This is a genomic window from Nocardia crassostreae, assembly GCF_001613405.1.
Taxonomy (GTDB): Bacteria; Actinomycetota; Actinomycetes; order Mycobacteriales; family Mycobacteriaceae; genus Nocardia; species Nocardia crassostreae.
Genome location: NZ_BDCH01000030.1, coordinates 1 through 15,119 on the forward strand (window position 1 = coordinate 1; position 15,119 = coordinate 15,119).

A 15,119-nucleotide genomic window follows, 5' to 3' on the forward strand; every position below is an offset into this window, starting at 1 on the left:
ACAACCACGCCTGGCCGGACTTCGCCGCCCAACTGGGCCCGGCCTGGCAAACCCTCGCCCCCGCCCTCGGCGTACCCACCGACTGACCGCGATCACAACCGTCCACGACACCAGCTCGTTCGTCGCGTTCGAGGCTTTCGGCCAGGCCCGAATCGTCCCGAGGAGGCCGGAAGCACTCCATAAAATCGAGGTTCTCTCGATTGCTGAGGCGTGTGATCAACGAGGAAATCCAGTCTGTCCACAGACCTGCCGGACTCACAGGAACGAGCCCCGCGCGAGTCGTTCGGCCGATCCGGCTGCTGTGCGCCGTCGCGGTGGCGACCCTGCTCGCGAACATTCTCGTGAGAGTCGGCTTCTGGCTGGTGAATTGGCAGGAGTGCCGATTCATCCAGCGCTACCACGACGGAATGGTCGGTCTGCCCGAGTACGCACGCCACTACGACAGTCTCGGCATACGCCAGATCCTGATGACAGCGTCCAGCCTGTTCGTCCTCCTCATTACCGCCGCAGCACTCATCGCGTGGCTGTGGCGAGCCCGCGTGAACGCCGAATCCCACTGTGCCGCAAGACATCGACTCACCCGAACCTGGGTGATCGGCAGCTGGTTCACTCCGGTCGTATGCCTCTGGTTCCCGATGCTGATCATCGACGATGTCGTACGAGCCAGCGATCCACGAACACAGGCGGGTTCCCAGCGACTACCCGCCAGTCCGACCACACCACTCGTGATCACGTGGTGGTCGACGCTCATCGCCGCGGTCGTAGTGTTGTGGGCAGGCGGACGATATCAGGCCAATGCGGACGAATGGTCCGACCCGGGACAAGCATGGGTCAGCTTGACCTGGAGGGCCGCCGACAGCCTGCTCTTCTCGGCGGCGGCGATCTGCTTGATCGTGATAGTCATCCGCGTCTCCCGATGGCAGACCGATGCCGCACGGATCGAACCCCAGTTCCGAAAACCATCACCGCCTCACTACGTGCTCGACAGCACCGATCCGCGGCAGCGGAATCACCGCCCATTACTCGTTTCGCTCGGCGTGCTGGCCGTGTCGATGCTGTTGGTGGGCACCGGCATTGCCGTTTCTCGCCATGGCGCACCACATACCTCGGCGACCACCGATATGACGACGCTCGAACCGAAGCCTCCGGCCAAAATCGTCCTGGGTTCTCTTCCGAACGACCTTGCGGTTTCGCCCGACGGGCAGCGGTTGTATATCGCGCAACTATCAAGCATTTCGGTGCTCGATACCGCCACCAACGCCGTTGTCGCAACCATCGATGCCCCGGTAATGCCGGTAGGGCTGGCTGTTTCCCCCGACGGCTCCATACTCCATGCGATCACGAACGGAGCGTTGATCGCGATCGCGACCGGAACAAACACCGAGGTCGCGCGAGTGACCGCCGATGATGGAGCAGAGCTGCACGCAATCGCGGTGAGTCCCGATGGCCGCCGCGGCACGGTATCGATACGTGACGCCGAGACCTACGCCCTGATCATCACGATTCCCGTGGCGCATACCTATGGTTTCAATCTGGCTATTGCCGTTTCTTCCGATGGCCGTACAGCGTATGTCGGTACAGGACAGGACATTACGATGCTCGATACCGTCACCGGCGCCGTGCGAGGTTCCATCCCGTGCGGCGAGCCGGTGCGGGCACTCGCGCTGACCCTGGACGGTCGATATCTCCACGTGATCGGGGTCCGCAATGAGCACATCGTCGAAACCCGATTCGGCAAGCTGACCCGGCAGGTGGCGTTCGACGCCTCGACCGACCCGTCCGGCGTCGATCTGACCAGTTCACGGGATGGAAGCTACGTCTTCGCGGTGGTCAGCAGGAACGCGCCGTCCTGGGCATCCGACATGGCAGTGGTCATCGATACGACCACCGGTGCGGTCGTGGAAAGCATCGGGTTGCCCGGAAGTCTGCGATCGATCGTGCTGTCTACCGACGGCAGGCGTCTCTACACGGCGGGCTACCTGGGCCTCTCCGGCGACGACTGGCTGATGGTTCACGACACCGGCAAGTATTCCTGACCGCCACGCGGCACATCGCGGATACGCAGGTCGGCGGTGATTCGGGCTGAATGTCTGGGTCGGCTCTCGTAGAGTGGGGCCATGAGGTCCATCTGGAAGGGCTCCATCGCGTTCGGGCTGGTGAATGTTCCCGTGAAGGTTTATACCGCCACGGAGGAGCATGACATCAAGTTCCATCAGGTGCATGCTGCCGATGGTGGCCGGATTCGGTATGAGCGGTTCTGCACGGTGGACGGGCAGCCGGTGCAGTATTCGGATATCGACAAGGCGTATGAATCACCCGATGGGGATCGGGTGATTTTGACCGACGAGGATTTTTCGAAGCTGCCCGCGGCGGAGAAGCACGAGATTCCGGTATTGCAGTTCGTGCCGTCGGATCAGATCGATCCGATGTTGTACGAGAAGAGCTATTACCTGGAGCCGGATTCCAGTACGCCGAAAGCGTATGTGCTGCTCGCGAAGACCCTGGAGGCGGTGGATCGGGTCGCGCTGGTGCACTTCACACTGCGGCAGAAGACCAGGTTGGGCGCGTTGCGGGTGCGCGACGGGGTGCTGGTTTTGCAGACGCTGCTGTGGCCCGACGAGGTGCGGTCGGTGGCGTTCGACAAATTGGACGACGTCCCGGAGCCGCGTAAGCAGGAATTGCAGATGGCGGAGACGCTGGTCGATACGCTCTCCGACGACTTCGATCCCGGGCTGTACGTGGACGAATATCAGATCGAATTGAAGAAGCTGCTCGACGAGGCCATTGCCAGCGGCAGCAGCAAGGTGACGCGGGCGCCCGAGGCCGCCGCACCGGAAATGGATGCCGAGGTAGTGGACCTGGTGGCCGCCTTGCAGCGCAGCTTGGAAGCCTCCGGAAAGCGCGGTGCCGCCAAGCCCGCGGCGACCCCCGGCCAAGAAGGCGACCAAGGCCACCGCCGAGAAGAAGCCCGCCAAGAAGGCGGCGGCGAAGAAGGCCCCGGCCAAGCAGACTCGCAAGGGCGCCTGATACCACACGCTCGAGGCCGGTCGCGGGCCGGAGCGGCTCGCGACGTTCCGGCATACAGCTGGCAAAATGCCGGGCATGGAATCCGACATAGCCATCGTTCCGATGGGTCTCGGGCATCTGCGTCAGGTCATCGACCTCGGATATCAGGTGTTCGACACCTCCGCCAAGCCCTACACCTCCTGGTCGCTCACCTCGGTGGCCGAACACTTGGACAGCGCGGGCAAGTCCTGCTGGGTGGCGGTGGACTCGGATCGGGTGGTCGGGTTCGTGCTGGCGTCCATGGAGTTCGAACTGCGCGACGACTGGGCGTATCTGGAGTGGATTGCGGTGTCCCCGGATATGCAGGGTCGCGGCGTCGCGGGCAAGCTCATGACCGCCTGCTGCGACACCCTGTTCAAGCACGGCGCGCGGCGGATCGTCACCGATGTGGAGCTGCACAATGCCGCCTCCGCGGGCATGATGCGCAAGAACGAGTTCACCGAGGGCACCACCGTCACGCTGTTCGTGCGCAACAATCCCGACGAGGCGGTCGCGGAGGGCGACGAGCAGATCACCCTCGGACCTGGCACCAAGCGCGATCTCATTCGCCGGGGCCGCATTACCGGCGACGGACGACACGGGCGGCCCAAGAACTGACCGCACGCGCGGGCGGCCGAACGTGTCGGACCCCGCGGCTACGGTGGGGCGCATGACTGTCGTCGACGACGTGATGATCGCCATCAACGATGCGGTAACCCTTGGCCACCAAGGCAATACCGCACAGGCCCGGGAGCAGCTCACCGAGCTGTGGGAGACCATGGGCGCCGATGGCGATCCCCTGCACCGCGTCACGCTCGCGCACTTCATGGCCGATCTGCAGGATCACGCCGCCGACACCCTCACCTGGGACCTCCGCGCCCTCGACGCGGTGGACTCGCTCACCGACGAACGCGCCCGGCAGCATCACGAATCGCTGCACGTGCAGGGCTTCTACCCGTCCCTGCACCTCAACCTGGCCGACTGCTATCGCCGCCTGGGCGCGTTCGACACCGCGCACACGCATCTCGCGGCCGCCCGCCGCCGCGCGGACGCGCTCGAGGACGATGGTTACGGCCGGGGCGTGCTGGCCGGTATCGAGAATGTCGAAGCGGCGCTCGCGCGCGAATCCACCGACCGGCTACCGACGAATTAGCATCCGTTCGCGCAGAGTTCAAGCGCAATGGTCGCGCGGAGCGCGTTCATCCGGTAAGCCATAGGTGAGGGGTCCGGATTCGGACCGGGGCTGGCGAAGCGAGGGCGTGCACCGTGATCTGCCCGTATTGCAACGCAAATCTGCGGTACAAGCAACGCAGCGGCCGGAAGTGCTCGCAATGCCGCCGGGAATTCGCGCTCGAACCCAAGGACGATCCGCTGCGATTGCACGATATCCGGATGCGGACGGTGCTCGAACGACTACAGGACGGGCGGGGGCTGCGGTTCACGCCCGTTCAGGTCTGGTACGCGGTGGGGCGCAAGAAGATCCCGAGCGGCTTGGGCGGCTATATCGCCACGCACATCGGCGGGTCGGTCGCGCTCATCGCGCTCACCATCGCCCTCTTGGCGACCGGCACGGTGACCGGAAGCGAGGCGGGGTTCGCCATCGCGGGAGCGCTGCTGCTGTTGGTCGTGCTCAATATCTGCGTCGCACGGTCCCGCCCGTGGTTCGTGGCGCACGCCACGATCCAGATTCCGCTGCCCTACGACCGCTTCCGGCGGGATCTGCTGAACCGGTGGGTGGAATTCCACGGTGCGCCACCGGGTTTGGTAGGCGAGGGCTGGCCGATACCGGACTGCGTGGCACAGCCACGCTGCGCCGTGCTGTGCCCGGGCCGCAGTGTGCTCACCTGCCTGGCCGCCAATGACGCACCGCGCACCTGGGCCATGAACTTGTGCGAACGCGTCGACGCGCTGCCCCCGAGTGGTCCGGTGTTCGTCCTGCACGATGCCAGCCTGGCCGGTGTCGCCTTCCTCCGGCAGGCCCGGGAAGCGCTCGGTCCGCGAGCCCTCGATGTCGGACTGGTCCCCCGCGTGGTCATGGCGAGTGCTTCGGCACTGAAGCTGCACATGCCCCGGACTATGGTCGACGAGGCGGCGCTCCACCGAGAACCGTTGTCCCAGGAGGAGATCGAATGGCTGGCCGCCGGATGGTGGTCGCCGATCGCGGCGGTGCCGCCCGCGAAACTGCTCGCGGGCCTCGGCCGGGTCATCGAACGCGCCGAGCAGACGGCCGACCCGGAATGGCGGCGCGCTCGCGCGGTGGGATTCCTCTCGTGGCCCGCATGAACGCCATCGACCGGCTGCTGCGCCGCGCCGCAGTACGCGCGGGCGCGCCAGGCGGAATTCGCTACACCGAGCGTCAGCTCTACTTCGAGCTGTGCCGGATGCTGCTGCCGCTGCACCGGATACCCCGGCGGCCCGCATTCACCGTGCCCGCGCTTATGCGCTACCCCGACTTCCAGTCCGCGCTGGGCCGCCACGGCCCGCTTCCCGGCCTGCTCGAGCCCGCCGCACCGCACCCCCGACTCCCTGGACGGCACACACCCGAACCCGACCTGTTCGACTACGGACTACCACGGCTGCTGGTCTGCGAATCCGACGCGATCGCACAGATGCTGCGCGCCAACGGATTACCCATGGAATCGGCCTGTCCCGTGCTCAGCGCCGCGGAACTTCCCCTCGACCCGCGCGTCGCCCACATGCTCACCCTCGCCGGACAAGCCACCATCTACCTCCTCCACGACGCGAGCGCCCACGGCCTCACCTTCCCGTCCCGCTGCGCCGAACTCACCGCAATACCCGCGGGCGTCCGCGTGGTACCGCTGGGCCTGCGCCCCCGACAAGCAGCCGCACTGCATCTCGCCCACGTCCCGGCGGCATGCCTCGCCGACCGGTCGCTCCAGCCGAGTCCACGTCGAGCGGACGCCGATCCGACCGCGGTCCGCCAGGATCCCCCTGCCGCCCAACGGGATCCAGTTGACACCGGCCCCTCCGTGCGTGCGACGCAACCGGACCCGTGGGAGCGAGCGTGGCTACGCCGCGCCCAATGCGCCGAAGTCGAGGCTGTCCCCCCGGCGATCTTGCTGCGCTCCGTGCACCGCCTGGTCCGCGAGGTCCGCCCAGCCCCCTCCGCCCTCACGGAACTGCGCCGCGCCCGGACCGCGGGCTTCCTGACCTGGCCCGCCGCCTAGGAGAACCCGTGCCGCGACACATCACCTATACCGACGAACTGCTGGCCGACGACACCGTGCACCGCCGCTATTCCGACGGCCGTGAGGAGTGGCGTTCGCGCGGCCCGAACAGCGTCGTCTTCTGGCGCGACAGCACCGGCAATACCGGCACCGACGAACCCCTGGGCCGCGCACTCGTCAAGCGCAGATTCGCGACCGGCCACGTAATCTACGGCCGCGAAGGCGGGTTCGGCCGCACCCTGTGGAGCGACGGCATCCTCACCACCAATCGCTCCTCGTTCACCGGCCGCATGGGCACGATCCTGGCCGCCGCCCTCGGCGGCGCACTGCTCGCCGGAATCGCCCTACCGCCACAATTCATGACACCCGAGCAGGAAGAAGAACTGCGGCAGCAAGCGCTGGCGCAACAGAGCAGTTCGGACGGCGGTTCCGGCGGCGACTACGGCGCGTGGGGCGCCGACTCCGGCGACGACGGAGGCGATTTCGACGGAGGCGATTTCGGATGAACGGCAAGCGATGCCGCCGGTTCACGTTCCCGACTCGGTGCGATGTCGCGCTGCTGCGCGTCCCTGACCGCGAACGATCCTGCCGCAGCGATCCAGGCGGTGGGCGGCGGGTTCGACTGAGAGGGAATCGATGTCACGGTGGTGTGCGTTTCTGAGCTCGGATGATCCGGGCGCGGCGATCCGGGTGGTCGGTGGGCGGCCGGTGGCTGCGGGTGACGGGGTCGGACTGGGGTTGGTCGACGGTCCGGGGACGGCGTCCGGGCCCTTCGTGGCGGGTGAGCTCACCGCCGTCGGGGAGGTCACGCTGTTCAATGCCGATCGGCTTCGCGCCCGGCTCGGGGCGGATGCGCCGCCGCCGGGCTGCACGGATGGCGAACTGTTGCTGCACAGCTTCGCGCGGCATGGCGCGGCCGGGATCGCGGCGGCGGATGGGATGTTCGCGCTTGCCATCTGCTATGGTTCGGATCTGGTGCTGGTGCGCGACCACGTCGGGGCTCGCACGCTGTTTCATGCCCGTGCGGGTCGGGCGTGGGCTGCGTCGAGTTCGCTGCGGGCGATCCAGTGCTGGCCCGAGTTGCGTACGGGAGTGCATCTGCCCGCGGTGCGGTCGTTCCTCACCTTCGCCTACCTGCCGGGGCGGGAAACGCTGCTGCGGGGCATTGAGGAGGTGTTGCCGGGCCGGTGCGTGCGGCTGCGGGCCGATGGGACCATGAGAGAGGAAATCTATTGGGAGCCACTGGAAGTCGATGACCCCCGGACCGAGAAGGAGCACGCTCTCGAACTGCGTGCCCTGCTCGAGGATGCCGTCGCGCGGCGGCTGCCCACCGGCGCGCCGGTCGGGGTGCTGCTGTCCGGCGGTATCGACAGCAGCCTGGTCACGGCCCTCACCGCCAAGCGGCACGACCAGGCGGTGCACTCCTATTCCATCAGCTTCGGCGGAACGACTCCCAATGAGCTCGCCTATTCGGGTTTGGTGGCGGCGCACTGTCATACCCGGCATCGGGTTCTCACCGTCCCCGGGACGACGGTCGCGGCTCGGCTGCCGGAGACGGTGGCGCTGCTCGACTGTCCGGTCGGGGATCCGCTGACGGTGCCGAATCTGATGCTCGCCGAAGCCGTTGCCGCGGACGGCATCCGGGTGGTGCTCAACGGTGAGGGCGGCGATCCGGTGTTCGGGGGCCCAAGAACCTCCCGATGCTGATCTTCGAACTGTCCCGCGACACCCCGGATCCGGAGGCGCGGGCGGCGGCGTACTTGGACAGTTATCGCAAGTGCTACAGCGATCTGCCGATGCTGCTGAGTCCGGAGGTGCTGGCCGAGCTGGCCGACGCGCCGCCGCTCACCGGTCTGGTGGCGCCCTATCTGCGGCAGGGGCGCATGACGAGTCTGCTCAATCAGCTCCTGCATGCGAATCTGCGCACCAAGGGCGCGCACCACATTCTCACCAAGGTCGAACGGCTGACCGCGGCAACCGGATTGGAAGGCCGCTCGCCGCTGTTCGACCGTGCGGTGATCGACCATGCCTTCCGGGTGCCGCCGCGGTACAAGCTGGCGGGTACCAGCGAGAAATGGATTCTCAAACAGGCTGTGCGCGATCTGCTGCCATCGACCATCGCCGATCGGCCGAAGAGCGGTATGCGAGTTCCGGTGCAGCAGTGGCTGTCCGGACCGCTGCGCGAGCTGACCCACGATCTGCTGCTCGGGCCGTCGGCGCGGGCGCGCGGGCTGTTCCGCGAGGACACCGTGCGTGCCTGGTTGCGCGGTGACGGTGCGCTGTTGCCGCGCCAGGGCGGCAAACTGTGGCTGGTGCTGTCACTGGAGTTGTGGCTGCGTTCGTTCGAGGGGAGTCACCGATGACCGAACCACGTCTCAAGATCGATGCCGACGACGAGAACGAGATTCACGATCTGGCGGGCTTCCGGGACGCGGGCCGCAATGTCGTGACGCCGGTGGCGCTGCTGCCGGAGGACGTGGCACTGGTGGTGGTCGAGGTATTCGCGCGAATCGTCCGGAATGCAAAGGCCAGTCATGCCGCCACCACCCCGGACGCCGACGGCATCGTCCGATCCCAGACCTTCGAGGAGGGCGATGTCTACATGATCGAGAAGCCCTTCGACGGCTTCCATGCCGACCGCTACCTCATGGACTTCTACGACGCCGCCCAGCGCGATATGTGCTCGCGCATGCACCTGCACACCGGCCTGCGCTTCGTGCGCATGATGACCGGCCCGGACACCCGCATCCGCGTGGGCAGCCTGTCGCCGTTCACGGTGACCGACGTACCCGGGGTGACGCCGTTCGCGCCCGCCGAGTTCACCGACCGCCTGCCGGATACGCCGCCGGAGCTGCATCGGACCCGCCACAACCTGATCGTGCCGCCCTGCGCGATGGTCGATATGCAGATCCCGCGCGGTGTGAGCCATCAGTTCAATGCCATCGGCCCGCACGCGGTGATCGACTCGGTGCACCCCGAGGAGTCCATCGAGGTCTTCCGCGAACGGATGTCCGGCTTCAAGATGATGGCCCAGACCATTTTCCTCGTCCCGAACTGCCGCCCTCCTCCTCCTGCATCACGAATCCCTGACCGTGCCGGTGGCCGCCTACCAAATACGATGGGGCGGTGGACATCGACGACGAGCTCGATCCGCTCCGGACGAACCGGGACAACTGGGACGCCCGCGCGCCGATCCATGCGGCCAGCCGGTTCTATCGCGATCACGACTCGTCGCACTGGTTCGCGCCCTTCGAATGGGATGTGCTCGGGGAGGTGCGCGACCGCGACGTCCTGCACCTGCAATGCCATCTCGGTACCGAGACAATCGAATTCGCCAAGCGGGGGGCCAGAGCGGTCGGTCTCGACTTCTCCCCCGAAACGGTCCGCTACGCCCGTGAGCTCGCCGGGGACGCCGTCGAGTACGTGTGCGCGGACGTCTACGACGCACCGGAGGCGGTGGGGCACCGGCAGTTCGACATCGTCTACACCGGCAATGGCGCACTGTGCTACCTGCCCGACCTGTCCCGGTGGGCGGAGCTGCTCGCCGAACTGCTGCGCCCCGGCGGCCTGGTCTACATTGTCGAATTCCACCCGCTGCTGCACACGCTGGCCCCGACCCCGCCCGCCGGGGTCGATCCGGAGGCGCTCGTCCTGCACGACGACTACCTCGAGGGGCGGGGCGCGCAACGCCGCGACAGCTCCCGCACCTACACCGACGGCCCGCCGCTGACCACCGACACCACGGCCTACGAATGGCGCCACGGTCTCGGCGAGGTGATCAATGCGCTGGTCCGCGCGGGGCTGCGCATCACCGACCTCACCGAGACCGATATCCTGCCCTGGCCGCGCTGGTCCCGCATGGTCCGCACGGACGACGGCTGGTTCCGGTTGCCGCCCGCGGACCCCATCCTGCCGCTGCTGTACGGACTGGCGGCCACCAAACCGGCCGACCGGTCCCGGTAGTGGACGGCGCTAGGCGTCGGCGCGGGCGCGCTCCCTGCCCTCCCGGAAGAAGTCCAGCAGGCCCTGCACCGTGCCGGTTTCCGAGCGCGGGCGCATGGCGCCGAAGGGGGCGTTCCAGAACTCGCCCTTGCGGCGCGTCCACGGCCCGACATAGGCGTAGGGCTGCGGGTTCTCCCAATCCCCCGGGGAGACACCGTAGTTCACCTCGTCGACCGCGACCGATAGATCGAAATGCTCGGGCCACAGCACCGGCGCCTCGGCCGCGAATCTTCGCAAAGCGGTGTCCCCCACCGCGAACCAGTCGTGCACCGACGCCGCCGCATCGGTATCGATGGTGAAGGGCTCGTTCGGGTCCATATTGGTGCCGTCGGAATAGAGCCCGTTGGGTGGCCCGTCGGCCTCGAATCCGGCGGCCGTCGCCAGATCGCGGTAGGTGCCGTGCAGCCGGATGCGGCCCTCGGGCCACACCAGATCGGTGCCGGCCACCGCCACCGGCCATTTGATGCCGGTAAAGCCACCCAGGACGATTCGCATTCTGATGCTGCCGAACCGCCGGTACTGCGGGCCCGCGATCAGCAGTTCCGCCGCCGCGTGCAACGCGAACCGGGTGTCTTCGTAGGTGATGTCGTCCACATCAAAATCATCTCCGGGACCATGGGCGTGTTGTCGCGAAATGGCGTCCGGGACGAACAAAAGTGCGCCGCGCCGAAGAATTCCGGCGCGGCGCACTGGTTCGTGCGGTGTTCACGCGGTTATTCGGCGCCCTCGGTGCACGCCGACAGGATGACCTTGCCCTTCCGCGGCGACGCGGAACCCGTGTCCGGGAAGGCCGGGGCGCTGTTACCGAGCACCTCGATGGCCTTGGTCTCGGCCTCGGACTTGCTCGGCGCCCACGCCCAGCCGAAGCGGGTGTCGGCGCCCTGAGAGACCGCACCGCAGGCATTGGCGAAGTGCACGACGACCTCACAGTCGCCGCCGCCGCACTTGCTGACGGCAGCGCTGTCCGCACCGCCCCAACTCGTGTAATTCACCGCATAAGCGACATTTCCGGTGCTCCGCGAGAGCGCAAGAGCGCCGTACAGATCACCGGAGGTAGCGGTGAAGCCCGGCTCGCCTTCGGCCGCCGCATGGGCGGGTCCGGCGGCCACCGCACCCATGGCGGCCATCGACGTGACAGCGAGGCCCATACCGGCCTTGCGCAGCAACGACATTCGATACTCCCCGTGCTGGTTTGTAATAACGGGACGAATCATGTCCGAGCCCACCCTGATTGTCCAATCCAACTCGGAGGTTTAGACCCGGCGCATAACGGATACGACTTTTCCCAGCACAACCGCCTCATCACCGTCGATGACAGCGTAAGCCGGGTTGCGCGGTTCCAGATACACGTGCCCGTTCCGGCGACGGTACACCTTCACCGTGGCCTCCCCGTCGATCATGGCCGCCACGATCTCCCCCGAATGCGCTTCCCGCTCCTGCCGCACCACCACGATGTCGCCGTCGCAAATGGCCGCATCGATCATGGAATCCCCCCGCACCCGCAACCCGAACACCGTCCCGCGCCCCACCAATTCGCGCGGCAGCGACAGCACGTCATCGGTGTGCTCCTCGGCCAGGATCGGCGTGCCCGCGGCGATATCGCCGACCACCGGCACCGGCACCGAGTCCCCCGCCTGCGCCTGCTGCGGCGCGGCCTTCAGGAACAACCGCACATCCATCGGCCGCGTCACCGATTCGCTGCGCTTGAGGAATCCCCGTTCCTCCAGCTCCTTCAAATGCTTCGACACCGACGACGTCGACTTCAACCCGACGGCGTCCCCGATCTCCCGGGTACTCGGCGAATACCCGTGGCGCTGAACCTAATCCCGAATGGTGCACAGAATCCGCTGTTGCCGCGGCGGCAGGGTCGTCGTATCTAGATGGTCGAACCCGTCGAAGTCGTCGTATCCGGTCACAGGGGCATCGTACGGGCGCGCGCTCGAATACGGCGGGAGCACCACCCCGAATAGGGTTGTGCCGTGCAAGATCACGAGAAGCTGTTCGACCGGGTGCGCGGGGCGATGCTGGGCGGGGCGATCGGGGACGCGCTCGGGTGGCCTATCGAGTTCTTATCGCTGGCGCAGCTGCGGCAACGGTACGGGGATGCGGGAATCACCGGCTATCTGCCCGGTCCGGTGCCGGGCGCGCCGCAGGCGATCACCGATGACACGCAGATGACGCTGTTCACCGCCAAGGGTCTGCTGCGCTGCCCCGAGGGTGCGGATACCGCACCGGTTTTGCGTAAGGCCTATTTACGGTGGCGGGCGACGCAGCAGCAGGACAAGCCCGGATCCGACGCCGATGGCTGGCTCGCGCAGCAGAGATTCCTCTACGCCATGCGGGCGCCCGGTCGCGCCTGCATGAACGGGCTTGCCCTGCAGGCCGAGGGGTTCGTGCCGCCGCTGGAGTTCGGCGAGCCCGGACCGGTGAACCCGAGCTCCAAGGGCTGCGGCACGGTTATGCGCTCGGCGCCCTTCGGTCTGGCCAACCTGGGCCCCGACCGCGCCTTTCACGCGGCCATGCGCTGCGCCCAGCTCACCCACGGCCACCCCACCGCCTACCTCGCGGCAGGCGCGTTCGCGATCCTGATCGACCGCATTGTCGATGGCGTGGATCTGCCGACCGCCCTCCAGGACACCATCGGCCGACTCACCACCATGCCCTCCGCCGCCGAAACGATCACCGCGCTGACCGCGGCCCTCACCGTCACCCAATTGAGCGCGCCGACCCCGGAGCTCGTAGAACGGATCGGCGCGGGTTGGGTGGCCGAGGAATGCCTGGCCATCGCCGTCTACGCCGCGCTGTACACCCACCGCACCGGTGACGTCCGCGGCGGACTCCTGTTGTCGGTCAACCACTCCGGCGATTCCGATTCCACCGGCGCGGTAGCGGGCAACCTCATCGGCGCGATCCACGGCGTCTCCGCGCTCCCGATGGAGTGGGTGGCCACGCTGGAAGGCCGCGACGAATTGTTCCGCGTCGCAGACAATCTCGTCCTGAACTTCTTCTACAACGACCGCTCCGGCCTGGACGAGCGCTATCCCTTGGACACCGCCGCGACCCGCTAGCGGACCGCGGCACCGGCCTCCGTCAGGACGGTTCGAGGCCGAGGTGGCGGGCGAGCAGGGCGATCTGGTCGGCGAAACGGGTGAGGTATTCGGGGGAATGCGGGTCTTGGCCGGTGACTCCGGCGATGACGTGGGGCAGGGTGATAGGGGCCATGGCTGCGGCCATCAGCATGACGAGCAGGGTGGGCGGGTCCAGGTCGGTGGGGAGGTGGCCCGCATCGCGCAGGGCGCGGATTTCCTCGACGCTTTCGGCGAGCATGGTGGCGCGGGCGGCCTGGTCCGGGTCATCGGCGGGGCCGGTGTATTGCAGGCCGCTCCAGGCGAGCAGGCGGGCTCCGGCGGGATCGTGGGCGGCTTCGAGGACGTAGCGGCGTAGCTGTTCGGGCAGGGGTGTGCCGGGGGACGCGACTTCGCGGCGGCGCTGTTGCCACTGTTCCGAAACAGACTGGTACAGACCCTCTTTGCCGTCGAAGTAGTACGAGATGAGTTGGACGTTGACGCCCGCTCGCTCGGCGATGGCGCCGACCCGGGCGCCCGCGTAGCCGTGGGCGCCGAACTCCGCCAGCGCGGCTTGCAGGATCAGTGCGCGGGTGCGTTCCGGATCGCGCTGACGGTCTGACGACTTGGGCGACCTGCGAGGTTTCGGCGCTGACACGAGCGTTTGACCATCGGGCCATGACGAAAATTCTCATTGCCGGTGCCGGAGTCGGCGGACTGGCCCTCGCACAAGCGCTGCACCACGGAGGTGTGGACGTCTCCGTGTTCGAGCGGGACCCCACGCCGACTATCCGCAATCAGGGCTATCGCATTCACGTGGACGCGAACGGCAATGCCGCGTTGCGGGCATGCCTGCCGACGGCAGCGCTCGAGCTGGTGCGCCGGACGAGCGGAACCAACGACGATGTGCTCGGCGGGTACACGCACCAGCTGGAACAGCTTATGCTGCAACATTTTCCAGGCATTCCGGAGGGCGAGATCACCAATGTCGACCGGAACACCTTTCGGCAGGGGCTGCTCACCGGCCTCGAGGGCATCGTCGAGTTCGGGCGGACGGTGACCGGTTACGAGGTCGGCGAATCCGGAGGCGTGCGTGCGCGGTTCGCCGATGGCGGCGAGAACGGTGATGTGCTGATCGGTGCGGACGGCGTGGGATCGGCGATCCGCGGGCAGCTACTCCCCCACGCGACAGTGCGAGACCTCGGCGTCCGGTGCGTATACGGCCGGATGCCCATCACCGAGGCCACCGCGCCGCTCATCCCGGAAGTCCTCGCGCACGGATTCAACTGGGTCGCCGACGAATCCGGCCTGAGCGCCGCGTTCGGGCCGGTCAGGTTCCGCACGCCCGTGCCGGGCGCGACGGATTTCCTGATGGCCACCCTGCTCGTGCGGCCGACCCGGCTCGGACTCACCGACGAGCAGCTGTTCGCACTCACTCCCGAGCAGTTGTGGAAGCTGACCATATCGGCAACCGCCGCCTGGCATCCGGCGCTGCGGGACCTGTTCGCCCACGCCGATCCGGAGACCTTCTTCCCCATCCCGCTGCGCGCCGCCGACCGCGTGCCGCCGTGGCGGCCCGGTCCGGTAACCCTGCTCGGCGATGCCGTGCACACCATGCCGCCCACGGGGGGCTCGGGTGCGAACACCGCCTTGCAGGATGCCGAAACCCTGGCGGGCGAACTGCTTTCGGCCGCGCGCGGCGAGCAGGCGCTCATCGACGCGGTCGCCGCATACCAGCGCGTCATGCTGCCGCGGGGTTTCGCGACCGTCGACGCCTCGCTCCGAATGGCAGCGCAGCTCTTCGGCGAGGACTACTGAC

The 15,119-nt window shown here is 67.3% G+C and carries 15 protein-coding genes and 2 pseudogenes; 12 read left to right on the forward strand and 5 right to left on the reverse strand.

Going from position 1 to position 15,119, the window contains the following annotated elements; genetic code table 11:
- Positions 1-314 precede the first annotated feature (314 nt).
- The 9 genes and pseudogenes from NC4_RS29865 (at position 315) to NC4_RS43410 (ending at position 8,596) form a co-directional block, all read left to right on the forward strand.
- Positions 315-2,036, forward strand: a complete 1,722-nt coding sequence (locus tag NC4_RS29865; protein WP_067544868.1) for a DUF4328 domain-containing protein — start codon at positions 315-317, stop codon at positions 2,034-2,036.
- An 81-nt stretch (positions 2,037-2,117) separates the two neighbouring features.
- Positions 2,118-3,027 (forward strand): annotated as a pseudogene (ku, locus tag NC4_RS39510) (non-homologous end joining protein Ku).
- Between the two features lie 75 nt (positions 3,028-3,102).
- Positions 3,103-3,663: a GNAT family N-acetyltransferase gene (locus NC4_RS29875; protein ID WP_067545175.1), complete on the forward strand. Its 561-nt coding sequence runs from the start codon at positions 3,103-3,105 to the stop codon at positions 3,661-3,663.
- A gap of 52 nt (positions 3,664-3,715) precedes the next feature.
- The gene (locus NC4_RS29880; RefSeq protein ID WP_067544872.1) at positions 3,716-4,198 is read left to right on the forward strand and encodes a hypothetical protein; all 483 of its coding nucleotides are present in this window, start codon (positions 3,716-3,718) and stop codon (positions 4,196-4,198) included.
- A 239-nt stretch (positions 4,199-4,437) separates the two neighbouring features.
- The gene (locus NC4_RS29885) at positions 4,438-5,328 is read left to right on the forward strand and encodes a hypothetical protein (protein WP_157555307.1); all 891 of its coding nucleotides are present in this window, start codon (positions 4,438-4,440) and stop codon (positions 5,326-5,328) included.
- On the forward strand, positions 5,325-6,233 hold the full coding sequence (locus NC4_RS29890; protein WP_067545177.1) for a hypothetical protein: 909 nt from the start codon (positions 5,325-5,327) through the stop codon (positions 6,231-6,233). Before NC4_RS29885 ends, NC4_RS29890 begins: the two co-directional genes overlap by 4 nt.
- Positions 6,234-6,241: 8 nt before the next feature.
- The gene (locus tag NC4_RS29895) at positions 6,242-6,739 is read left to right on the forward strand and encodes a hypothetical protein (RefSeq protein WP_067544876.1); all 498 of its coding nucleotides are present in this window, start codon (positions 6,242-6,244) and stop codon (positions 6,737-6,739) included.
- 130 nt (positions 6,740-6,869) lie between these two features.
- On the forward strand, positions 6,870-7,940 hold the full coding sequence (locus NC4_RS43405) for an asparagine synthetase B family protein (RefSeq protein WP_245722019.1): 1,071 nt from the start codon (positions 6,870-6,872) through the stop codon (positions 7,938-7,940).
- A complete protein-coding gene (locus NC4_RS43410) occupies positions 7,934-8,596 on the forward strand; it encodes an asparagine synthase-related protein (protein WP_245722020.1) in 663 nt (220 codons plus the stop codon). The genes NC4_RS43405 and NC4_RS43410 overlap by 7 nt, the downstream gene beginning before the upstream one ends.
- On the opposite strand, the gene NC4_RS40650 is transcribed toward NC4_RS43410, so the two are convergent.
- Entirely contained in the window at positions 8,587-9,207 is a 621-nt protein-coding gene (locus NC4_RS40650) for a hypothetical protein (protein WP_157555308.1), read from the reverse strand. The genes NC4_RS43410 and NC4_RS40650 overlap by 10 nt on opposite strands.
- 152 nt (positions 9,208-9,359) lie before the next feature.
- On the opposite strand from NC4_RS40650, the gene NC4_RS29910 reads away from it, so the two are divergent.
- Positions 9,360-10,196 (forward strand): class I SAM-dependent methyltransferase, encoded by an 837-nt coding sequence (locus NC4_RS29910; RefSeq protein WP_067544881.1) that lies wholly within the window; start codon positions 9,360-9,362, stop codon positions 10,194-10,196.
- Positions 10,197-10,205: 9 nt separating this feature from the next.
- On the opposite strand, the gene NC4_RS29915 is transcribed toward NC4_RS29910, so the two are convergent.
- The 3 genes and pseudogenes from NC4_RS29915 to lexA all read right to left on the reverse strand — a co-directional run bounded on the left by NC4_RS29915 (position 10,206) and on the right by lexA (position 12,151).
- Entirely contained in the window at positions 10,206-10,829 is a 624-nt protein-coding gene (locus NC4_RS29915; protein WP_157555309.1) for a hypothetical protein, read from the reverse strand.
- A 119-nt stretch (positions 10,830-10,948) separates the two neighbouring features.
- Complete coding sequence (locus NC4_RS29920) at positions 10,949-11,407, reverse strand: DUF4189 domain-containing protein (RefSeq protein WP_067544883.1); 459 nt, start codon at positions 11,405-11,407, stop codon at positions 10,949-10,951.
- A gap of 81 nt (positions 11,408-11,488) precedes the next feature.
- Positions 11,489-12,151, reverse strand: a pseudogene (gene lexA / locus NC4_RS29925) (transcriptional repressor LexA).
- 63 nt (positions 12,152-12,214) lie between these two features.
- Here lexA and NC4_RS29930 point away from each other — a divergent pair.
- Positions 12,215-13,303 carry an ADP-ribosylglycohydrolase family protein gene (locus NC4_RS29930; protein WP_245722021.1) on the forward strand — a complete coding sequence of 363 codons (1,089 nt, stop codon included), beginning with the start codon at positions 12,215-12,217 and terminating at the stop codon, positions 13,301-13,303.
- 22 nt (positions 13,304-13,325) lie between these two features.
- Here NC4_RS29930 and NC4_RS29935 read toward each other — a convergent pair whose 3' ends face one another.
- Entirely contained in the window at positions 13,326-13,958 is a 633-nt protein-coding gene (locus NC4_RS29935) for a TetR/AcrR family transcriptional regulator (protein WP_067544885.1), read from the reverse strand.
- 20 nt (positions 13,959-13,978) lie between these two features.
- Between NC4_RS29935 and NC4_RS29940 the strand changes: the two genes are divergently transcribed.
- The gene (locus NC4_RS29940) at positions 13,979-15,118 is read left to right on the forward strand and encodes an FAD-dependent oxidoreductase (RefSeq protein WP_067544887.1); all 1,140 of its coding nucleotides are present in this window, start codon (positions 13,979-13,981) and stop codon (positions 15,116-15,118) included.
- Position 15,119 lies beyond the last annotated feature (1 nt).

Excerpts from the sequence above, each read along its gene's own strand:
- NC4_RS29875 (WP_067545175.1), top strand. The coding sequence starts at position 3,103 with ATGGAATCCGACATAGCCATCGTTCCGATGGGTCTCGGGCATCTGCGT.
- NC4_RS29880 (WP_067544872.1), top strand. The coding sequence starts at position 3,716 with ATGACTGTCGTCGACGACGTGATGATCGCCATCAACGATGCGGTAACC.
- NC4_RS29885 (WP_157555307.1), top strand. The coding sequence starts at position 4,438 with ATGCGGACGGTGCTCGAACGACTACAGGACGGGCGGGGGCTGCGGTTC.
- NC4_RS29890 (WP_067545177.1), top strand. The coding sequence starts at position 5,325 with ATGAACGCCATCGACCGGCTGCTGCGCCGCGCCGCAGTACGCGCGGGC.
- NC4_RS43405 (WP_245722019.1), top strand. The coding sequence starts at position 6,870 with ATGTCACGGTGGTGTGCGTTTCTGAGCTCGGATGATCCGGGCGCGGCG.
- NC4_RS43410 (WP_245722020.1), top strand. The coding sequence starts at position 7,934 with ATGCTGATCTTCGAACTGTCCCGCGACACCCCGGATCCGGAGGCGCGG.
- NC4_RS29920 (WP_067544883.1), bottom strand. The coding sequence starts at position 11,407 with ATGTCGTTGCTGCGCAAGGCCGGTATGGGCCTCGCTGTCACGTCGATG.
- NC4_RS29940 (WP_067544887.1), top strand. The coding sequence starts at position 13,979 with ATGACGAAAATTCTCATTGCCGGTGCCGGAGTCGGCGGACTGGCCCTC.